The organism is Bradyrhizobium sp. SZCCHNRI20481 (genome assembly GCF_032485055.1).
Lineage (GTDB): Bacteria > Pseudomonadota > Alphaproteobacteria > Rhizobiales > Xanthobacteraceae > Bradyrhizobium.
Genome location: NZ_JAUEUE010000016.1, coordinates 1 through 21,392, shown reverse-complemented (window position 1 = coordinate 21,392; position 21,392 = coordinate 1). Strand labels below are relative to the sequence as shown.

The 21,392-nt window shown below is 61.4% G+C and carries 19 protein-coding genes; 8 read left to right on the top strand and 11 right to left on the bottom strand.

The window, feature by feature from the left end; translation table 11 throughout:
• Positions 1 to 483: 483 nt before the first annotated feature.
• A complete protein-coding gene (locus tag QX132_RS24515) occupies positions 484 to 855 on the bottom strand; it encodes a c-type cytochrome (protein WP_316163096.1) in 372 nt (123 codons plus the stop codon).
• Positions 856 to 1,069: 214 nt separating this feature from the next.
• Between QX132_RS24515 and QX132_RS24510 the strand changes: the two genes are divergently transcribed.
• The gene (locus QX132_RS24510) at positions 1,070 to 2,242 is read left to right on the top strand and encodes an FIST N-terminal domain-containing protein (protein WP_316163095.1); all 1,173 of its coding nucleotides are present in this window, start codon (positions 1,070 to 1,072) and stop codon (positions 2,240 to 2,242) included.
• Positions 2,239 to 3,591, top strand: a complete 1,353-nt coding sequence (locus QX132_RS24505; RefSeq protein WP_316163094.1) for a hybrid sensor histidine kinase/response regulator — start codon at positions 2,239 to 2,241, stop codon at positions 3,589 to 3,591. Before QX132_RS24510 ends, QX132_RS24505 begins: the two co-directional genes overlap by 4 nt.
• Here the strand turns inward: QX132_RS24505 and QX132_RS24500 are convergent.
• The 6 genes from QX132_RS24500 to QX132_RS24475 form a co-directional block, all read right to left on the bottom strand.
• Positions 3,545 to 4,279, bottom strand: coding sequence for a response regulator transcription factor (locus tag QX132_RS24500; protein WP_315785566.1), 735 nt, complete (start codon positions 4,277 to 4,279; stop codon positions 3,545 to 3,547). The genes QX132_RS24505 and QX132_RS24500 overlap by 47 nt on opposite strands.
• Before the next feature lie 210 nt (positions 4,280 to 4,489).
• Positions 4,490 to 5,179, bottom strand: coding sequence for a response regulator transcription factor (locus QX132_RS24495; protein WP_315733706.1), 690 nt, complete (start codon positions 5,177 to 5,179; stop codon positions 4,490 to 4,492).
• Positions 5,180 to 5,254: 75 nt separating this feature from the next.
• Complete coding sequence (locus QX132_RS24490) at positions 5,255 to 6,469, bottom strand: c-type cytochrome (protein ID WP_316163093.1); 1,215 nt, start codon at positions 6,467 to 6,469, stop codon at positions 5,255 to 5,257.
• 142 nt (positions 6,470 to 6,611) lie between these two features.
• Positions 6,612 to 8,303 carry a PQQ-dependent methanol/ethanol family dehydrogenase gene (locus QX132_RS24485; protein ID WP_410052888.1) on the bottom strand — a complete coding sequence of 564 codons (1,692 nt, stop codon included), beginning with the start codon at positions 8,301 to 8,303 and terminating at the stop codon, positions 6,612 to 6,614.
• 370 nt (positions 8,304 to 8,673) lie between these two features.
• Complete coding sequence (locus QX132_RS24480) at positions 8,674 to 9,228, bottom strand: hypothetical protein (RefSeq protein ID WP_316163091.1); 555 nt, start codon at positions 9,226 to 9,228, stop codon at positions 8,674 to 8,676.
• 169 nt (positions 9,229 to 9,397) lie between these two features.
• Positions 9,398 to 10,618, bottom strand: coding sequence for a glycosyltransferase (locus QX132_RS24475; RefSeq protein ID WP_315778452.1), 1,221 nt, complete (start codon positions 10,616 to 10,618; stop codon positions 9,398 to 9,400).
• 101 nt (positions 10,619 to 10,719) lie between these two features.
• Here QX132_RS24475 and QX132_RS24470 point away from each other — a divergent pair, with 101 nt between their 5' ends.
• On the top strand, positions 10,720 to 11,595 hold the full coding sequence (locus tag QX132_RS24470) for a DUF6502 family protein (RefSeq protein WP_315714183.1): 876 nt from the start codon (positions 10,720 to 10,722) through the stop codon (positions 11,593 to 11,595).
• Positions 11,592 to 12,791 (top strand): hypothetical protein, encoded by a 1,200-nt coding sequence (locus QX132_RS24465; protein WP_316163090.1) that lies wholly within the window; start codon positions 11,592 to 11,594, stop codon positions 12,789 to 12,791. Before QX132_RS24470 ends, QX132_RS24465 begins: the two co-directional genes overlap by 4 nt.
• 1,185 nt (positions 12,792 to 13,976) lie before the next feature.
• Here the strand turns inward: QX132_RS24465 and rfbA are convergent.
• From rfbA to rfbC, 4 genes are read right to left on the bottom strand one after another with little or no spacing between them, the layout of a single operon-like run.
• Complete coding sequence (rfbA, locus tag QX132_RS24460; RefSeq protein ID WP_315733691.1) at positions 13,977 to 14,852, bottom strand: glucose-1-phosphate thymidylyltransferase RfbA; 876 nt, start codon at positions 14,850 to 14,852, stop codon at positions 13,977 to 13,979.
• A 3-nt stretch (positions 14,853 to 14,855) separates the two neighbouring features.
• The gene (gene rfbD / locus QX132_RS24455) at positions 14,856 to 15,761 is read right to left on the bottom strand and encodes a dTDP-4-dehydrorhamnose reductase (protein WP_315798234.1); all 906 of its coding nucleotides are present in this window, start codon (positions 15,759 to 15,761) and stop codon (positions 14,856 to 14,858) included.
• 8 nt (positions 15,762 to 15,769) lie between these two features.
• Positions 15,770 to 16,819, bottom strand: coding sequence for a dTDP-glucose 4,6-dehydratase (gene rfbB, locus QX132_RS24450; protein ID WP_316163089.1), 1,050 nt, complete (start codon positions 16,817 to 16,819; stop codon positions 15,770 to 15,772).
• Between the two features lie 2 nt (positions 16,820 to 16,821).
• Positions 16,822 to 17,409: a dTDP-4-dehydrorhamnose 3,5-epimerase gene (gene rfbC, locus QX132_RS24445; protein WP_316163088.1), complete on the bottom strand. Its 588-nt coding sequence runs from the start codon at positions 17,407 to 17,409 to the stop codon at positions 16,822 to 16,824.
• 640 nt (positions 17,410 to 18,049) lie between these two features.
• On the opposite strand from rfbC, the gene QX132_RS24440 reads away from it, so the two are divergent.
• The 4 genes from QX132_RS24440 to QX132_RS24425 form a co-directional block, all read left to right on the top strand.
• Complete coding sequence (locus QX132_RS24440; RefSeq protein WP_315774297.1) at positions 18,050 to 18,775, top strand: LuxR family transcriptional regulator; 726 nt, start codon at positions 18,050 to 18,052, stop codon at positions 18,773 to 18,775.
• A gap of 302 nt (positions 18,776 to 19,077) precedes the next feature.
• On the top strand, positions 19,078 to 19,686 hold the full coding sequence (locus QX132_RS24435) for an acyl-homoserine-lactone synthase (RefSeq protein WP_316163087.1): 609 nt from the start codon (positions 19,078 to 19,080) through the stop codon (positions 19,684 to 19,686).
• 51 nt (positions 19,687 to 19,737) lie between these two features.
• Positions 19,738 to 19,947: an MbtH family protein gene (locus QX132_RS24430; protein ID WP_315774298.1), complete on the top strand. Its 210-nt coding sequence runs from the start codon at positions 19,738 to 19,740 to the stop codon at positions 19,945 to 19,947.
• Between the two features lie 49 nt (positions 19,948 to 19,996).
• A partial coding sequence (locus QX132_RS24425; protein ID WP_316163086.1) for a condensation domain-containing protein occupies positions 19,997 to 21,392 on the top strand: 1,396 nt, incomplete at its 3' end.

Here is a 21,392-nt window from a genome sequence, read left to right as displayed (position 1 = left end):
GAGAGCTGGCAAACCCTGAGTCCTCAAGAAAAGACCGGCTGGAGGCTTGCCTGGGCCGTAGAGCCATCCTGCACACAAGCGGCTGAGCTTCGCGATTGGGAAGTCCCGCCCAGTCTAACTGAGGGAGTGTCAGTCAAACTCCCCCGTCAGATAACGACCTTCCGCCACTTGCAGCGCATGATCGTCTCGGTGTTGCCGGATGGATTGATGTCGGTGCCGACAATGACCGTGCCATCGGCGGCGACGCCGTTGTGCCGGCCTGAGATATTAATCCGGAAGCAGTCGGCGGACAGGAATCGATCGCATACCAGTGGCCGCAGTCTGGCGAACCGCGTTCTGACGCGGGAAGCAGGAAAACGCGAGAGTGTTGCCCCGCAACAGCCGCCCTTTGCGGGTCAACGTGGAGAGCAGAGTACAGATTCTGTAACGAGTGCAGTTAACGCGTAAGGAGGCCTTGCGGTAGCGTAGGCTTCCCCGGCTGCGCTATTTCAGCGTCGACAGATAGGCGACGACGTCGGCCCGCTCCTTCGCGTCCGCCAATCCCTTGAAATACATCTTGACGCCGTGAACGTCCCCGCGCGGATCGGCGATATAGGCATCCAGCGCGGTCGTGGTCCAAGGCGCGCTGTTTTTTTTCATGCCCTCGGAATAGGCGTAGTCCGGTACAACCGCCGGTTGCCGTCCGACGATGTTCCAGAGGCTCGGGCCGACCTTGTTGATGCCTATCTCGGCAGAGTGGCAATTCTGGCAGATGCGCTGGAAGATGCCCTTCCCAGCGACGGGATCCCCATCCAGCGCCCGGGCGCTCGACGCCAGAATTGCGAGAACAACGACAAGAACGATGCGGCGGAGCATGCGAATCCTTCCCTTTTGATCCGGAGCGGGCGCGCGCCAGCCCCGCGGCCAGGCCGGTGAGCAGATCGGTGCAGATGATCTGACGACAGCCCGGCCCAAGTCCTTGTTCTGGATCAAGCCGCGCAGTTGCCGTTGCTGCTCAATTGGCTTAATCTTCTAAAAAAACGAACGATCACCAACACGAAACCCAAAGTGTCGTTCTGGGAGGTGCCCGGTGGGAGACGCCGATCCTCGGCCCGCGCGTCCGTCTGGCGTGATTGCGGCGAAGTCGAAGGCTGCGACGGAGGCCGCCGCGGCGGCCGACATCTGCGGCCAGTTGCCGGCTGACGGCTTGGCCATGGTGCTGATCTTCCTGTCGCCCCACTACGACCCAAACGCGTTCATGGCGGAAGTGACGACCCGTCTCGCAGACATCCCCGTGTATGGTTGTACGACGGCTGGAGAGCTGTCGCCCGATGGCTGGGACGACAACAGCGTCGTCGCTCTCGGCTTTGCCGCCGACGATTTCACGGTATTCGCACAGCCCATCTTCGGGCTGTCGGGCTTCCGCGTCGACGAGGGCCGCCGCCTTGGCATCCAGTTGAGGCAGGATCTGTCGCGGCACGGCGGTCGCGACGATGACGGCGTGTTCGGGCTCGTCCTGATCGACGGCATGTGCCAGCGCGAAGAGGCGGTCATGTCGGCGATCTATGCGTCGCTCGACAATATCCCCTTGGTCGGCGGGTCGGCCGGCGATGGTCTGCGCTTCGAGCGCACCTGGGTCTTTCACGACGGCAAAGCGCATACGGACATGGCGGTGCTGATCCTGATCAGGACGTCATTGCCGTTCCGGCTGTTCAAATGTGACAATTTCGAGCCGACCTCGACCAAGATGGTGGTGACGGAGGCCGATCTCGAACAGCGTATCGTCAAGCAGCTCAATGCCGAGCCGGCGGCGGAGGAATATTGCCGCGCGGTGGGCATCGCGGATTCCGAGCTCGACCCATTCCTGTTTGCAGCCCATCCGGTGCTGGTGCGCGTCGGCGGCTCCTATTTCGCGCGCTCGATTCAGCGCGTCAGCCCTGACGGCTCGCTGCGGTTCTTCTGCGCGATCGACGAAGGAATGGTGCTGACGGCGGCAAGGTCGCGCAACTCCGTGGCCGCCGCCCGCGAGATGCTGGCCGAGGTTCGAGACGACATCGGCGAGGTCTCGATCTTCATCGGTTTCGAGTGCATCCTCCGTCGTCTCGACGCTGAGCAGCATCAGTTCGCGCGGGAAATGTCCGAGCTCTATCGCGATAACCGGATCGTCGGGTTCCATACCTATGGTGAGCAGTACGGTTCAATGCACGTCAATCAGACGTTGACCGGCGTCGCGATCGGCAAGCGTCCAGGGGCGCAGCAATGACTGTCGTCGGGTCTCCGGAAGACCTGCAGCGCGAGGCGGCCAAGCTCAGGAAGATCAATGCCGCACTGATGTCCCGGGTCGAGCGCTCGATGGACCAGCAGTTCAATGCGTTCTCACTGTTCGAAACGGCGATCGCACTCGATCAGCAGGTGCGCGAGCGGACGCGGCAGCTGCGCGATGCGCTGCGTTCGATCGAAACGGCCAACAAGGACCTGTTTCGCGCCAAGCAGCAGGCCGAAGCGGCCAGCTCCCTGAAATCCTCGGTTCTCATCTCCGTCACGCATGATCTGCTTCAGCCACTCAACGCGGCGCGGCTGACGCTGTCGACCTTGGCGGACGAAGTCTCGTCCGATCGTGGCACAGCCATGGTCGGCCAGGTCGACCATTCGCTGGCCATGCTGGAAGATCTGCTGCGGTCCCTGCTGGAGATTGCCAAGCTCGATGCCGGAGCCCTGCGGCCCGACGTGAGGCCCGTTCTGATCTCGAGCCTGTTCGAGCCGCTCGAACGCGAATTCGCCCCGATCGCGGCCAAACGCGGGTTGTCCTTGCGCATTTGTCCCTGCTCGGTCGCGGTGGTCTCGGATGCTATGATGCTGCGGCGCATCTTGCAGAATCTCCTCGCGAACGCTCTGCGCTACACGCGGCGAGGCGGCGTCGTCATGGGATGCCGGCGCGGACCGGGGGCAAGCCGGGTTCGCATCGAGGTCTACGATACCGGCCCTGGCATTCCCAAGCCGCAGCAGGAGGCGATCTTCCTCGAATTCCAGCGCGGTCATTCGAGCGCCGAGGACCAGGCCGGCTTTGGGCTCGGCCTGTCGATCGTCCGTCGCTTCGCCAATGCATTGGACCATGAAGTCAGGCTGGCTTCGCGGGTTGGCCATGGATCCACATTCAAGCTCGCGCTCGACCGGGCAGACCCGGCAGCCGTACCGCCGGATCCGCATCCTGCTGAGCACGTCGAGCACGATTATGGCGGGCTCGAAGGCGCCAAGATCCTGTTGATCGAAAACGACCTGGCCACCGCCGATGCCATGGTCGGTCTGCTGGAAAAATGGGGCTGCGACGTCGTGGCCACGGTCTCGTCGAAGGACGCGCTGCAGCGCCTGAGTGCGCTCGGGGCGGCCCCCGAGGCGATCATCGCCGATCTTCACCTGGATGGCGACGAGAGCGGGCTTGCCGCCATCCGGGACATCCGGCAATTCCTCAGCCGAGATGTTGCGGCCATGATCGTCACCGCTGACTATTCCGAAGATGCAGCCAGGGAAGCGAGCCAATACGGGCTCGAGATCCTGACCAAGCCGGTCAGGCCTGCGGAGCTTCGCGCGCTGTTGTCGTTCCTGCTGTCATGAGCGCGTCAACGCCGCTCGCCCGCGCCGGCATGCGTGGCCCGCTGATGAGGTTTACGAAGTCGATCTTTTCCATCTCGATGATGGCCTTGGTCCGGCTCATCACGCGGAGCTTTCGCAGGATTTCAGAGACGTGGACCTTCACCGTCGTCTCGCAGATCCCGAGTTCGAAGGCGATCTGCTTGTTCTGCAGTCCGCGGCGGATCAGGTCGAGCACGCGCAGCTGCTGCGGCGTCAGCTCGTGAAGACGCTTCAGGAGATCTTGAGCGGGAAGTCGGCCACGGCGCACGCCGGCGCAGAGGGAGCCACCTTCAACGTGGACTTCGCCGCGCAGCACCGCCTTGATCGCGTCGGCCAGTTGCTGCTTCGAGGTTGATTTCGAAATATAGCCGGAGACACCCAGCGCGAGAACATGGGCGACGAGGCGCGGGTCCTGATGCGCGGAAACCACCAGGATCGGTGTGCGCGGCGCGGTCTTGCGAATGCGGATCACGCCGGAGAGCCCGGTCGTTCCGGGTGTTGAGAGGTCGAGCAGGATCAGGTCGAATCTCGGAGGCGATGACAGAAGATCGACGGCCATGTCGATGGATGTTGCCTCGCGCATCTCGGCATCAGCCAGAGCGGCGCGGATCGCGCTCTCCAGCGCCTCGCGAAACAGCGGATGGTCCTCGACGATGAGCAATCGAGCCACGTGCCTGTCACCCCCCGGCCGGATCGGAGATCCGGTTTGTTCATTGTCGCGGATCTGACATTCAAACCAGTGCGCGCGCTGCGTCTTCGAAAGAACGTCAGGGCCGGAGCACCAGCGATAGCGCGTCGGTCGGCCTCAATCAACGACCAAGACGCCATCAACGGTGCGACGCCTGCGGCGGCCGTGACCTCCTGCAGCGCAGCAATAGCGCTACGGGTGCTTTCTGCGCGAGACGTTGCGCGATCCCTGGCGGTCGGCCGGAACGGGCAGCGCGATCTTGCCGATCTCGATAACGGCCTTGTTGCGGCTGAACAGGCGGAGTTTTCTCAGGATCTCCGTGATGTGCGCCTTGACGGTTGACTCCGCGAGCTGAAGCTCGCCCGCGATTTCCCGGTTCTGATAGCCACGCCTGATCAGGTCGAGGACGCGAAGCTGTTGTGGGGTCAGCTCCTCGAGGCGCGCCTGCAGCGCGCGGGCGGAGCCGTTGCCGTGGCGCTCCGCCACGGGCACGAAGTCCTTCGGGACCGAGATCGAGCCGCTGAGCACGCGCTCGATCGCGGACGTCAGCTCACGCTTCGAGGTCGACTTCGGCAGATAGCCGGCGGCGCCGAGCGAAAGCGCCTCGCGCACGACGTTGAGGTCTTCATCACTGGAGACGATCGCGACCGGAAGCCGGGGATGCGTGGCACGAAGCCGCAGGAATCCTGAGAAGCCCACGGCATCGGGCAGCGTCAGGTCGAGCAGCGCCAGGTCGATGTCGGGTTCTAGCGCGAGGGTGTTGAGCGCATCGGCAATCGACAGCGCCTCGAAGATCTCGGCGTCAGGATGCGCCAGACGCACCGCATTGCCGAGGGCTTCGCGAAACAGCGGATGATCGTCGATGATCAGAAAGCGCGTCATGTCCGCCCCCCCCCTCACTTGCCCCCTGTACGCGCCGGGTGATCCGGCAGATCGAGCGGCCGGTGTCCGCCTCCTTCAATTGGCCGTTTCGGACGACTGCACGGTCCGCAGGAACGCATAGATGCTCTCGAACTGCTCGTCGGTAAAGACCTCCTTCCAGGCCGGCATGCCCTTGGACGGACGGCCTTCATGCACGGTGGTCCAAAACTTGTCGCGCATATCCTCGCCATAACGGGTCTGCAGCCGCCGCAGGTCGATCTTCCGTTCCGCCTGCACGGCGTCCGGTCCATGACAATGCGCGCAGGTGCCGTTGAAGATCTCCTTGCCGGCGCTGACCGCCTCGGTCTTGGAATCGCTCGCAGCAGCCGAGTCCGAAACCCTGATCACGGCCGCCTCGGCGACCGGCTGGCGGAGAAGCTGAGCAGGGCCGGCCAGCGAGGCCAGCTTGATTGGGCCAGGCAGGGCGCCGAGCCTGATCGGTGGTTCGCTGGGCAGCCCGTATTTGCCAGCCAGCTCGGCTATCAGCGGTGCGAGCTGCGGCAAGGCGACGTCGATCTGATCGCGCAACTGCGTGGAGCCCTTGGCAAAGCCGATCGCGGCATCCCAGGACAGACCGTCGCCTTCGACCGGCTGGATCCGGAAGCTGCTCTCGTAGGTCGTCTTGTTCAGCCAGCCTGCAACCGGTCCCCAGACGAAGGCGACGTCGGCCTTGCCCTGTGCCAGCGCCACCATGCCCTCGTTCGGCGTCAGCACCGTCACCTTCTCGATGTCGTCGCGCTCGGCCAGCAGATCTTGCGGCGTGGTCTGGTATTGCACGGCGACGCGCTTGCCTCGGAGGTCGTCGATGCTGTGGACGACGAGCGTTCCGCGGCTGACAAGCGCGTAGGTCTCGGTCGCGATCTTCTTCGAGAAGATCACCGTCGGTCCCATGAAATCCGAGGACAGCGGCAGGCCGATCATCGCGTCGCACTGCTTGCCGAGCAGCGTCACGCGCACGGTTCGCTTGCCGAAATAGGATTTGTACCAGTCATACGTCACGGGCCGTCCGAGCTGCTGTGACAGCGCCTGGCCGACCTCGAGGTAGAATCCCGGCTGCGTTGGATTGTCGCTCGAGAATGGAAGATTGGTCGGATCCGCACAGAGCCGCAGCGGGTCCGCCTCGTTGGCCAGGCCCGCCGACGATGCGGCCAGCACGGTAGAGGCCACCAAGGCGACGAGTGCCGTCGCGCTTGCTGCCAGTTCGGCGGCGGCCCGCCACTTCGAGCCAGTCTGACGGCGATTCAGGCGCATCCTCGATCCCTCGGGTCTTGTTTATCTGTTTGTACGGTTCGGTCTCGCGGCCGGGCCGTCTTCGTCCGCTTGATGCGGATTGGCTAAACGCTGCGCGTGTCCCCGCGGCCGGGGGCACGCGCAGCCGTCGCGAGCGTTGCGGCTATTGGATCGCGAACACGAACAGGGCGCCGCCCTCGGGAGCCGCGTTCGTCATCTTCTTGCCGATCTCGCCCAGGAACGCCGGGATCGAGGCGGTGCGGCCGACGACGACAGCTACGTACTGCTTGCCGTCGACGGAGTAGGTCACTGGACCGGCGCCGATGCCGGAGCCGAGATTGCGCTTCCACAGGATATTGCCGGTCTTGGCGTCGATGGCGCGGAAATCGCCGTGCAGATTGCCGGAGAACACCAGGCCGCCGGCGGTGCTGAGCGTGCCTCCGTTGAACGGAAGGTCTTCCTGGATCGACCACACCTTCTTGTTGTTCACGGGATCCCAGGCAATGAGCTCACCGAGGAAGCCGCCGGGGCCTTCCTTGGTCGGGAATTCCGCACCGAGATAGAACACACCGCGCTTGTACGAGACGTCGCTGACCGACCAGTCCATGCAGACATTGTTCGCCGGGATGTAGACCAGCCCGGTGTCCGGATTGTACGACATCGGCTGCCAGTTCTTGCCGCCGATCAGGTTCGGGCAGACGTCCTTGACGGGATGTCCAGGGCCCGGCCGTTTGTCCGGATCCTCGACCGCGCGCAACGTCGAGATGTCCCATTTCTGCGCCCAGTTGGCGAAGACGTACTTCTCGGCCGAGATCACCTTGCCGGTCTCGCGGTTGGCCACGAAGAAGAAGCCGTTGCGATCGGCCTTCATCAGCGTCGGGACAGCCGCACCGCCAACCTTGAGATCGGCGAGAATAGCCTCGTTGACGCCGTCATAGTCCCAGGCATCGGCAGGCGTCGTCTGGATGTGCCACTTGATCTTGCCGGTGTTCGGATCGAGCGCCAGCGTGGACGCCGTATACAGATTGGTCAGCTTGCCGAAATCGCCATTGCCGGTCGAGCGCACAGCGGTGTTCCAAGGACCGGGGTTGCTGGTGCCCCAATAGACCGTGTCGCTCTTCGGATCGTAGGAGCCGACCAGCCAGGCCGCGCCGCCGCCATGCAGGCCGGTGTCGCCCTTCCAGGTCTCGCTGCCGGGCTCGCCGGGCGCAGGCACGGTATAGGTCTGCCAGACCAATTTGCCGGAGTTGATGTCGTAGGCCTGCAGCGAGCCGCGCACGCCGTACTCGCCGCCGCCGAAGCCGGTGATGACCTTGTCGCGCACGACCAGCGGCGGCGAGGTGATCACCGAGCCCTGCTTGTAGTCGACCACCTTGGACGTCCAGAGCTCCCTGCCGGTGGCGGCATCGAGCGCGGTCAGCTTGCCGTCGAGCCGGCCGACGAACAGCTTGCCGTCGGCATAGGAGATGCCGCGGCTGTTCACGTCGCAGCAGGCATATTGCAGCGTATCGTCCGGAATGTCCGGCTCATAGGTCCATTTGCGCGCGCCGGTCGCGGCATCAAGCGCATAGACGTATTTCGGCCCCCACGACGTCGAGACGTAGAGCGTGTTGCCGATCACGATCGGCGAGGCCTCGTTCGAGCGTAGCGAGGCCAGCGAGAACGAATAGACCAGCGACAGCTTGCCGGCGTTCTCGGTGTTGATCTCCTTGAGCGGGCTGAACCGGGTGTTGCCGTAATCATGGCCCGCCATCGCCCAGGCCCCGGGCGCGCCGGCGGCCTTCAGCGCCGAGTCGTTGGCGCGGACGCCAAGCGTGCCGGCGACGAGGAAGGCAACCGTCGAGATGCCAGCCAAGAATCTCCTGCTCGTGAAATTCATCAGTTCCCTCCGCATATTTCTTTGTTGTGGCACGTGCGCGCCAAGCCCCAGATGTGCAGTCGCGCTGCAAGCATCGGGAGCGATTACAGCATCAGCTCTGCCAGGCTCTCATAGGCGGAAGGTAGTAGGCCGTGGGGCCGCCGTTGAACGTCGATTCTCCAGCAGTTTCGCAGGCTTATGAAGTCCGGACGCCAAATGTCCGACTTCAAAACGATGGTCAATCGCGTGATCAAGGAAGCGGGTATCGACAAATTCACGATACGTGACTTGAGGCGCAGCTTACGCACCGTCATGCCGCGCGCGTCTACGTCCCATCAATAAAAAAGCCCGCCGGCAATCTGGGCCATCAGCGCGAGAGCAGGGGTGGTCCGGCAGAGGGCAGCGGACGAGGCACTGACGACTGCACAGCCGCTGACTGTGCCCTGGGTTGCGAGGGTTTATGCTGCGGGATCGGGGCCGCCTGCTGCTGGGACAGCGACGAAGGCGGGGTTGTTGACATTCTCTGTCTGATGTCGTCTGCGACAGCTTGCAGCGTCGCAATGCTCTGGGTCATCTGTTCTTGCTTGGCGGTGAGTTGCTCGACGCTGCGCCGCACGACATCGAGATTGAACGCCAGGGGCTCAAGCTGCTGCATCGGGTCCGGGACAGTTGCAGCAATGGCTGGCGACTTCGTCGTCGAGACGGATAACAACCAGCCCAGCGATGGAGCCCGGGCCACCACCTTGTCCCTTGCTGCGTTACCGTAGGACTGCCAGGCAAGGGTGGCGCCGATACCGATGAGAACTGCAATAACGAGCCGGGCAAGGGTGTGGAGTGTTCGCCTGCCAATCGACGGCCGGTCGCTCGCGATATTGTCGTCCTTGAGGCCGGAGGGGCGAGGAGAACGGCCAGGCGGTTTCATGGGCTTTCCAATCCGCGGATCGAATCGGCCGTTTGGATCGCGCGCAGGCCCGTCCCACGCATTCTCTACGAGAGGTATGCTTTGCGAGTACATAAGTAGCTCCTTCCTGACTATTCACGGATCGTGATCGCGAGCTGAGCCTGCGCGACGAGTTTCAGCACAATCAGTCTCAGCAATGTCGATTTTCCGGACCCGTTCCGATTGTTCCGGGGCGTGAAGCCAGGGTCGACCGGCTTGATGCCTTGGTCATCACGGCATGGCGATAGACAGTTTCGATTCCCTTCCCGAAGGCGTCGACGGAATATTGCGTCGTTGCGCGAAGCCGGGCGGCATGGCCCATGCGCCAGCGCCGCTCCGGATCGCGGAGCAATGTTTCGATCGCTTCCGCCAACCGAACATGATTGCCGGGTGGAACGGTGATGGCCTCGATGCCGTGGCGCGCAACGCGTGGAACGGCCGTGTCAAGCCATGTATTGATGATCGGCCGTCCCGCCGCCATCGCTTCCAGTTGAGCGATGCCAAACGTTTCCGCATTGGTCACGGACGGCAGGACAAAGACGTCCGCTGTACACATGAGACTGGCGAGTTTGGCCTTCGGAGCGGAGCCGAGCAGGCGGACGCGATCCGCGACGCCGAGGCTATGAATCATTCGTTCAAGCCGTGCCCGTTCTGGACCCTCGCCGATGATCCAGACCTCAAAGCGGTGGCCGACCGCCGCTCGCACCAGCACATCGAAGCCCTTGTAGGGGACGAGTTGCCCGCAAGCCAGCACGAGCCGTCCACGATCGCGTTCGGCAGCGTCATTGTCGCGCGGCTCCGGCCAATCGTACTTCGAGGCATCGACGCCGAACGGAACGACGTGACATTTCTCAGCGAATTCCTGCAGCAGCGGGCTGCTGTACAGCAGAATGGCATTGGACACGATGATTGCGTCCGCCTGCCGCAGCGTCCGGCGCAACAGCGGCTTCATAAACCACCTCAGTCCGGCATGCGAAACGATGTCCGCATGGTAGTGCACGACCAAAGGTCGATCGCGGCCCAACCCCAGGGCGAGCATGAGATCGGCGAGCGAAAACGGTGCATGAAGCGCGAGCAGATCGTGATCGGCGACCTGGCGCCATAACCGCAGCGGATAAGTCGGCGCGGCCGGAAGCGAACCTACATCGCCGAACGAGCGCACGCGCTCGATCGTTACGCCGTTCACGACGATGCGCCGTTGCCCGTTCGACTTGGAGCAGACCAGCACGCAGGCGGTGAACGCGTCTTTCAGTCCTGCGCATATGTCGCGGATCACCGACGGGGCTCCGCCGAACAGGTCGGGATAGCAGTCATTGAAGATGTGAAGCACCGAGAGGCGCCGAGAGGGAGCGAGCATGGCCGAACTCTCCATGACTGAGCGCCTCCCTTATATGTGGGAAAATTTCACACGTCAATTGATCTCGACGGAAAAGTGGGATTGTATCCCACGGGACTCGCCGCTACAATTTCGCCATGAACGCCAAATCCCGGAGATCGAAGTCGGCTTCGCATCAGCCGATTGCGGCGGCGAGCCTGCGCGCGCCCTTGGCGCGCCTGCTGCGCCCGCTGGTGCGGCTATGCATCCGCGGCGGAATGACATTTCCTGAGCTGGCTCAGCTGTTGCGAGAACTCTTCGTCAATGTTGCCGAGCACGACTTTGCCCTGGAGGGAAAGGAGCAGACCGACAGCCGCGTGAGTCTGCTCACCGGAATTCACCGCAAGGAGGTTGCGCGGCTGCGCGGCGCCGGTGCGCCGGTCAATGAAACGCCTGCCACTCTGTCGCTGACCAGCGCGATCATGGCACGCTGGCTCGCCGCTCCGGAGTTCACGGACGCGAACGGCGATCCGCTGCCCTTGCCGCGCATGGCCAGTGGCGATGCGCCCTCGTTCGAGCAGCTCGTCAGTTCGATCACGAAGGATGTCCGCCCGCGCGCAGTGCTGGATGAATGGCTGGACCGCGAGCTCGTGACCATCAACGGCGATGAAGAGATCGTGTTGGTGGACACCGGCTTCGTTCCGCGCGGCGATGACGAGCGCAAATGGCACTATCTCGGCCGTAACCTGCATGATCATATCGCGGCAGCCGCCGAAAACGTATCCGGGCCAGCACCCCGTTTCCTCGAACGCGCGGTGCACTATGACGGCCTTTCGGCCAAGCTCGCAAAACGTCTCGAAGGGCGTTCGCGCGAACTGGCCATGGACGCCCTGAAGATCGCCAACCGGGAAGCAAACCGCGCGCTCGCCAGGGACAAGGGCGGCGACCACCGCTGGAATTTCGGCATCTACATTTACAGCGAAGGTCCGGACGACGCGGCGAATGGTGATGCTGACGAAGGCGGCTCGTCATGACCAAGCAGCCCGTCATCTCGCGCCGCTCGTTGCTTATGGGACTCTGGCTTGCCGGATCGTCCTCCGCCTGGGCACAGGTGCGCCGCGGCAGCGATCAGGGTATCGGCGGCACCGGTATCACGCGTGGCCACGATCAGGGCATCGGCGGCACCGGCATTGTTGGCGTCATTCAGCGTTTCGGCAGCATTTTCGTCAACGGCCAACGCATCAGCTATGCGCCGAACGTCCCGGTGCGGATCGATGGCGAACCGGTATCGGCGAAGGCGCTCAAGATCGGACATCTGGCCCGTGTGCTGGCGCTGCCGCAGGCGAACGGTTCGCTGATCACCCGCGGCGTCAACGTGGTCAGTGAGGTGATGGGGCCGATCGAAAGCGTCAGGGACGGCGAGATGACCGTGCTGGGCCAGCGGATCATAGCGGCCGGCCACGAAAGCTGGCGCCATCCGGGCGCCAATGTCGCGGTCTTCGGGGTGCGCCGCATCGACGGCGTGATCGTCTCAAGCCTGGTCGAGCAACGCCTTAACGCGACAACGCGGGTTTCCGGACCACTCGAACGCGATCGCGGCGGCCTGCGAATAGGCGGGTTGCGACTCAACGGCGCCGATGCCGCACTCGTCGGACAACGTGTTCAGGCTGAGGGCCGCGTTACGCAAGGCGTGATGCAGATCTCGCGCGTAAGGGCTGACAACCTTTCTGATTTCTTCGGCGCGAACCGTCTGTCGATCGAAGGCTATGTCCGCCGCGTCGGCAGCTATCTGCAATTCGGCTCGGGCTATGTCGCGCATGACGATAGTCGCTTCGCATCCTCAGGCAATGCCCGCGTGGTCGTGAACGCCACCTTTGACAGTTCCCGTGGCTTGCGGGTTGAATCCATCCAATCCGTCAACAAATTTCCGGGCGACTCGATCCAAGGTACGAGATCCGAGCAAACTCCGGGTGCGACGCCCGGCGGCTCGGACGTCCCGGGCGGCGCTACTGTGCCAGGCGGCGGTCCTCCCGGCCTGGGCGGTGGCGGTCCTCCCGGCCTTGGCGGCGGCGGTCCTCCCGGCCTTGGCGGTGGCGGTCCTCCCGGCCTTGGCGGTGGCGGTCCTCCCGGCCTTGGCGGTGGCGGTCCTCCCGGCCTTGGAGGCGGCGGTCCTCCCGGCCTTGGCGGCGGCAGTCCTCCCGGCCTGGGCGGCGGCCGCGGCCGGCGATGAACAACGAAGATTTGGCAGAGCGGGCGAGAGGCGCGCGCTCGCAGCGTCGTCCAGCTTCGCTATGCGATTCATCGCAAGCAACTTGCGCTGCGAACAGCTAGCCCGAGTTCGCGGATTCGCGCTCGAAGTTCGGGATTTGCGATTTTTTGGCGAGCTAAGTAATTGATCTGCAAAGGGTGGGGTGTCCGATTTCGGCCGAGAATGGTTGTAGTGAAGACCTCCCCGATTCCCAAGGCGTCGTCTATCGGAAATTCGCGCACGCCAATTGTCGCAGAACGCCCGCTCGAAAGCCTGAAATCGGCGCCCTCCCTGTACCCGATGGGCGCCTCCAGAAACAAACAATTCCCTGGGCTGCGCCTCCTCCGAGGACCCTTGTCGGCCCTCGATAAAGCCGCAAGTGCGGCCCCGGAAGCGCCGCTCGCTCTCTGACCGAGAACCGAACTGCGACGAGCTGATTGCGACGTATAGCCCGCGCACCCGCATCAAGCGTCCTTCCGATTGCGAGTCAACTTGCGTCAACCACGACTCGGTTATTCGTACATTTCTTGATCAACCGTGGCCGCGTGGGCGAAAGAGAAGAGCGTCGACCCGGCTAAACTCAAGGTGCGGTCGTAGCGCTCGATCCGAAGATTGTCGTGCCATGATGAGCCATCCATCATGATCTGATATTGGCCTAGAAGTGGGCGTTCTTAGCCTCGAGCCAGGTGCCATCGATGAGATGGAAATACACCCATAGTCCCTCCGAAGAAGGTCTCCGGCCCACGACCAAAAGCAGAAACCCCGGAAGATGGTGGGCGGATCGGCGGACCTTCTCGGCGAGGCTCGTCGGGTCGTTGGAAGAAGGGGTGTCATCAAGAGCATTGAATAGTAAGCGGTTTTCGAACCTTGGCTTATAAAACTACGGTCCTAGCTACGGTGCACGCGAGCGACCGTAGCTTCGACAACTGGGCATTTGCGTAATTCAAGCGAGCCGCGGGTCGGGCCGTCGAGAGCATGGATGAGAAGGGACGAGCCCAGCAGGGCACCACACCTGGTCTAGTGATTGCAAAACGGCTCTTCCGGGACAAGTTGACACAAGACGTTTGCGGCGAAGCACGTTTCTAGCTCGCCGAGGCCTGTCGAACACACGGCGCGCGCCATCAATCAACGCGAATCGTCGAACGTCAATCTCGGAACGCGCGCGTATCAGAGAGCAGCTGCCTTGGCGAGAGCCTGCACGTATCTGGCGTAGTCGCTCTTGCCGAGCGCTGCCCCCAGCCGCTCCAGCTGCTTCTGCTCGATGAAACCCTGTTTGAACGCGATCTCCTCCGGACAGGCGATGCGAAAGCCTTGCCGTTTCTCCAGGGTCGCGACGAAGTCCGCGGCGGCCATGAGACTGTCGGGTGTTCCAGTATCCAACCAAGCGAAGCCGCGGCCCATTTGCTCAACAGCGAGCAGCCCTCGTTCCAAATAGACCCTGTTGACGTCGGTAATCTCAAGCTCCCCTCGCGCGGAGGGAACAATGCTGGCGGCAATTTCGACCACCTGGGGATCATAAAAATATAGCCCCGTCACGGCAAAGTTCGATTTTGGAGTTGCGGGTTTCTCTTCTATCGAAGTTGCTTGTCCTGTGCTGTCGAAGCCAACCACGCCGTACCGTTCGGGGTCGGCGACATGATAGGCAAAGACCGTCGCACCGAACCGGCGGCCAGCGGCCCTGACAAGCATGTCCGGCAGACCATGGCCAAAATAGATGTTGTCGCCCAAGATTAAGGCTGACGATTCGCCGCGCACAAAATCTGCTCCGATAATGTAGGCTTGAGCCAGGCCTTCAGGTTTGGGTTGCACGGCATAGGATAGCGTCAGTCCCCATTGCCCGCCGTCGCCCAGCAGGGACTGAAATAGCGGAAGATCGCCCGGTGTCGATATAATCAGTATGTCCCTGATACCCGCCAGCATCAATGTCGTTAGCGGGTAGTAGATCATTGGCTTGTCGTAAATCGGCAGGAGCTGTTTGGACACCACCAACGTCATGGGATAGAGGCGGGTGCCGGTTCCGCCAGCCAGAATGATGCCTTTCAAGATCTACTCCAAATTGGCGTGAGCGGGATCGCACAGGCGATCGAGGCAGATCCGCAAGGATTGCGATGAGTGAGGCAGGCGCAGCCCGAAGACAGAGTTCAATCTGTCGCAGTTCAGACGGGAATTCGCCGGCCTAACAGCGGCCGTCGGATAGTCCTTCGTCGAGATCGCCTCAACACGGGCTGGACAATCTCGTCTCGTTGCGAGGTCGAGGACGATGCGTCTGGCGAACTCGAACCAGCTCATTTCGTCAGGACCCGCCAGATGCGTGACGCCGCCATGACCAGACTGCCAGCCCGAACCCGCGATCTGCCGAGCGACGGCAATGATGGCATCGGCGATGTCGGGCGCGTAAGTGGGGCAGCCGATCTGGTCGTTGACGATACCCAATCGATCCCGTTGCCGGGCGAGCCGCATGACCGTCTTCACGAAATTGTTGCCATAGGGCGCGTAGACCCATGAAGTTCGCAAGATCAGGTAACGATCGGCGGCAGACGCCACCGCGACTTCGCCGGCGAGCTTCGATCGACCATATACGCTCTGCGGCGAAGTCGCGTCGGTTTCGACGTAAGGAGCCGGATTCTTGCCGTCGAAAACGTAATCCGTCGACAGATGGATGAGGGGAACATCCAATCGACTTGCTGCTGATGCGACCGCACCAGCTGCCTTGGAATTGATCGAGTAGGCCAGATCCGGTTCCGTCTCCGCACGATCGACAGCGGTATAGGCGGCAGGATTTACAACGATGTCTGGCGAGAACTCCGCCAAAGCCCTTTCAATCTGTTCGATGCGCAACAGGTCGAGGTCGGAGCGCGTGGAGCATCTGATCGTGATGTCGGGGTTCGCTGCGGCAGCCTCCCGCAATGATCGAGCGACCTGACCTTCGCTCCCAATAACATATAGACGCATCGTTCTGCTCAATGTCGACCAAGACCTAGTCGCTCGCCACGGTATACGTTTTCGCGCAGCGGCCTCCACCACGCGGGATGCTCGAGATACCATCTGACCGTCTTTTTGATGCCGCTTTCCAGAGTCTCCTCAGCGCGCCAACCCAGAGCCGTTTCGAGCTTTGTTGCGTCGATGGCGTAGCGCAAATCGTGACCCGGACGATCCTCGGTATAGGTGATCAAGCCGTCGTGCGAATGTGCGGGCCCACGCAGTTCGTCAAGGCATGCGCAGATTTGTCTTACCACCTCGATGTTGGAGCGTTCGTTGCGACCACCGACATTATAGGTCTCGCCTGGAACTCCTTTCTCGAGGATCAAGCCCAGCGCGCGCGCATGATCCTCGACAAACAGCCAATCCCGGACATTTAGACCATTTCCATACACCGGCAACGGCTCCCCATGCAGAGCGTTGAGGACCATCAACGGAATGAGCTTTTCAGGAAATTGATAGGGCCCATAATTGTTTGAGCAATTGGATACAATGACGGGCACGTCGTAGGTTCTGTGCCAGGCCTTTGCAAGATGATCGGACGCGGCCTTGGTCGCTGAATAGGGGGAACTCGGATCATATCGCGTAAGTTCGGTGAAAAGTCCGGTCTCTCCCAGCGAGCCGTAGACTTCATCGGTCGAAACGTGAATGAACCGGAATCGATCGGCGAGCAGGGGATTATGGTCGAGATGGCGGCGCGTGGCCTCCAGCAGGGTGAAGGTGCCTACAACGTTTGTTTGGACAAATGCATTTGCGCCCGTAATCGACCTGTCGACGTGGCTTTCTGCTGCAAGATGAACGACTGCAGTCGGTCTATGCTTGATGAAAATCTTCTGCAGGGCATCGGCATCGCAGATGTCGGCCCTCTCGAACGCATAGTTGGGATGCTCGGCAACCAGCGCAAGCGAGGCCAAATTGCCGGCATAGGTCAATTTGTCGACGACAACGACCTTGAGGCCAAGGTCAAAAACAAAATGCCGACAGACCGACGAGCCGATAAATCCTGCTCCGCCCGTGACAAGAATGTGCATGTTCAGTCGTTCCCCAGCGCATTCTCGAAGGAAGAGAAAACGGAGAAGGGAGAGACAACGGAACTGAGTCGAGGATTCCGCTGATCCTTTTCAGACAAAATGGGCTCAACTGCTAATCGCCAATCGATTGCAAGGTCCGGATCGTCCCAGGCGATCCCTCGCTCGAGATCCGGGGCCCAATAGTCGGTCACCTTATAAATAACCTCGACCGGTGCTTCCAAGGTCACATAGCCATGAGCGAATCCTGACGGTACCCATAATTGCTTCCAGTTCGCCGCAGACAGCTCGATCGCTACATGACGTCCGTAGGTCGGAGATCCTCGCCGGATGTCCACGGCCACATCCAAGATCGATCCTCCGACGCAACGAACGAGCTTGCCCTGGGCTTTGGGAGGCAGTTGAAAATGAAGTCCGCGCAGCACGCCGCGTTCGGCGGAGAAGACATGGTTCTCCTGGACCAGATCGTCGGTCACGCCGTGTGCCCTCAGATCATCCTTGCGGAAGGTCTCCGAAAAAAAACCCCGATGGTCACCACGCCTTGAGGGGACGATGAGAACAAGACCATCGATTTCGAGATGCTGAAAATCCATTTCACACCAAGCTCATTAGGTGCCAGCACCAGGAAGCTTCCGTCCGATCGCGCGACAATAGCGGGAAGCCGCATCTTTGCAAGGCGCGTCCAGTCGCGAGTGACCCGGCGCGCTTAAGGCCGAGCCCGCGCGCGGCATCTCGTTAGCACCGACAGCAGCACCACCAAACTGATGCCTGATCTGCTCATGGAAAAGAAAATTGGATTCATCAGCTCGATAGGCTGCGGCTTTGCGACGCAGCTACGAGAACTCGCAGCAATGCTGTTCCAAATCTGATTGTCGTGTAATTTTCATTTGCAACCTCTGAATGCGTCGATGTACTATCAACTTCAGGGCATCGTCCGTGAGCTCGGCGGAATCCTTAGCTTCGGATTCGTCTGATGGTGGGGATGTGAAGCTTGGAGAGTCGTTATCCAGCCTATCCTCGTTCATAAACCATTATGAATGCTGTGGTGGCAGCTCAGGAAGGCACGAATTCAAGTAAGTAACCAACGGTCAATAGTCACGATGATCTTCACCGCCAACGCAATGGTCCGACGGCAACATCACCAACAGGGGCCAGAAGTGTCGCCGTATCCCCCAAATCGGTTATGGATCAGCTCGAAGAAAGGCGCGGCTGTCGTAGGCAAGGGGGTGCGACATGAGGGTATTTGAACAATTCGTTCAAAATCTGACGACGTGCGACAACGCGCATGAAATCGAGCGTCTATTGCGACAGACCTTGGATCAGTACGGCTTTCCATGTTTCGCTTATCTAAGCTTCACGCCGCGAGGTGACGAAGACGATACACTGGCAATGACGACGTATCCGAGTTCCTGGGTGGAGCGGTACTGTGCAAATCGGTACGACAGGATCGATCCGGTGATCGCCCGCTCGGTTACAACGACGCTTCCCTTCGCTTGGTCGGCTGATCGATTTGATGCAGGGCTGACCAACAGGCAGAAGGGGCTTCTAAAAGAGGCCAGCGAGTTCAACATTCGACGTGGTGTCACGATTCCGATCCATGATCGCCAGGGTAAAGTTGCCACACTCACGCTCTCGGCTGGCAATTCCCGTCCGGCGTTCGAATCCCAAGTCGAGAAATACCGCCATCAGCTGCATCTCATTGCGATCTACCTGTATGCGCAATTGCGTGACGTAACGCCATCGCCCACGTCATCGCCTCGCCCATACCTGACACAGCGCGAGAGGGTCTGCCTGCAATGGGCAGCTCGCGGAAAGAGCGCTTTGGACACAGCGGAAATCATAAACGTCAGCCGACGAACGGTTGTCTTTCACACCCAGAATGCCAAGCGCAAGCTCGGAGTTGCGACCGTGCAACAGGCGGTCGCCAAGGGACTGGCGTACGACATCATCAGCATGTAGCCGTTCGTCGAGCGGTCCGAAGTGCCGCGACCTTGGAGTGGTCGCGCCTGGGCTTGCAGATGCGCGTCTTGATAGCGTCGCTCTCCGTAGCGTCGCTCCTCGAGGTCACTTGGTGTCGCATCCGTCTATCGTGTCGGCACCACCCGTTGTGGCCGCGTCGGTGCATAGCGCAGCATGTTCGCGAGCTACCGACGCCGACTCTAGGGCAGTCCCCAAACACGGGATACCTGCAAAGGTAGACAGCTCGAGCTGATGTTGGCGCCGGGTCATACTCCAGCCTGACGGACGGCACGAGGACGCCAATGATACGAATTGTCACGAAGGACAATGCAGAACGCCACATCAGCGGTAGCGGTTTGTATCAAATGCATCGTCTTCGGAAGGCGGTCTTCAAGGACCGGCTCGGTTGGGACGTCATCGTAAACGGCGAACTTGAGGTTGACGAATACGACGCCTTGCGGCCTCGCTATCTGCTCTCGATGGACAGACACGGCATCCTGAACGGTTGCGTCCGCCTCCTGCCGACGACCGGTCCGAATATGCTTCGCGATATCTTTGCGTCCCTTGTGACCAAGGCAGCCGTGCCTCGCGGAGAACGCGTGTGGGAAGCCAGCCGATTTGCAGTGAGCGGGAACACCGGCGGCACTCAATCGGGCATATCACAAGCGACCTACGATCTGCTGATCGGAGTTCTGAAATTCAGTTTGTCGAACGGCATAAACACGATCGCTTGTGTCGTCGACGTGCGTATGGAGCGAGTCCTGCGGCGGGCTGGCTGGCGACTCGAGCGCCTCGGCCCCGCGCGCCGAGTCGGCAACACCATCGCCATGGCCGGACAGCTTGACGTGTCTACACAAATCCTTCGACAGCTTGAAGCGCGTGTGGGCCTCGCGCACGCAGCCGCGGCCTGATCGTGGGCGCACGACTGAAGTCATCCCCTAGTCGAGATCGGAGCACGAGACGTGAGTAACCCTTTCGATGATCAGGGCGGCACCTTCGTCGTCCTGCTCAATGACCAAGGTCAACATTCGCTCTGGCTCGCAGCTGCGGAGATTCCGGCCGGCTGGTCCGTGGTCTACGCACAGAACAGCCGCCGGGCCTGCATCGACTACATCGACACAAACTGGACGGACATGCTTCCGAGAGCCCGCGCTGATAGCCATCCGGCATAGCCGCAGACTCGATCATCCGTCTAAGGCATAATACATGGTTGGGGAAGCCGTGAACGCGATCAACGAACCTTCACAGGTATTGCCACTCTCCGCGGCTCAGACGGGCATGTGGTTTGCGCAGAAGTTCAGTTCGCCGGACTCGATATTCAATCTTGCGGAGTCCATAGAGATACACGGTCCGATTGATCCGCCGCTGTTCGAGGCGGCCTTGCGGCAAGCCGGGATGGAAGCGGAAACCGTGCGAGTGCGGTTCATCGAGCGAAGTGATGGAATTCGCCAGATGATTCCCCGCAGATTGGATACGACCTTTCCATTCATCGACGTTAGCTCCGAACCTGACCCGCGGGCGGCAGCAGAAGGCTGGATGATGGCAGAGTTGACCCAACCGGTCGATCTGCTGACAGGGCCGCTTTGGACCTGCGCATTGTTCAAGGCCGCGGCGGATCACTATTTCTGGTATCATCGCAGCCATCACATCGTCATGGACGGTTTCACCGGCGGGCTCTTCGCCCGGCGCGTCGCCGAGATCTACACGGCTCTCACCGAGGGACGCGCTCCCGAACAAGGTACTTTCGGTCCTTTGGCGCTTCTCCTCGAAGAAGAGACCGCGTATCGGAGCTCCGAACGATTTGCACGCGACCGCGAGTATTGGCTGAAGCACTTCGCCGATCGCCCGGTTGCGTTTAGTCTTGCCGATCAGCGAAGGCAAAATGTCGGTGGCCTTCTCCGCCAGACGACCCATCTCGGTGCTGGAAGCGTGAAGGCGATGCGCGCAACGGCGCAGGCCAGCGGCGCAAGTCTCCCGCAGATCATGATCGCCGCGATCGCAGCCTACATCCATCGCGTGACAGGTATTGACGATTTGGTCGTTGGCCTGCCGGTTGCCGCCCGGCCCAAGGGACGGCTGCGGCGTGTTCCCGGCATGGTTGCCAACGCCGTGCCGCTACGTTTGGCGATGAGTCCGAGCATGAGCGCGACGGCACTCATTCGCGATGTGGGAAGGCAGGTCCGCGAAGCGATTCGACACCAGTCCTACAGATACGAGGACCTCAGGCGGGACCTTAGCCTGCTTTCCACCAACGGGCACCTTTTTACCACTGTCATCAATATCGAGCCATTCGACTACGACCTCCGGTTCGGCGGCCATTCCGCAACGACTCACAACCTCTCCAATGGCTCGGCCGACGACCTCGCAATTTTCGTCTACGACCGTGGAGATGGAAAAGGGCTTCGAATTGATTTCGACGCTAATCCCGCCCTTTACACCTCGAACGATCTCGCCTGTCACCAGCAACGTCTCGTGAGGTTGGTCGAGGCAATCGCACACGATCCCAGTCGGCCGATTGGCGCAATCGACATTCTCGACGCGGCGGAGCGGCGTCGGGTGCTGGCGGAGTGGAATGACACGGTGCGCGCGGTGCCGCCGACGATATTGCCGTCTCTGA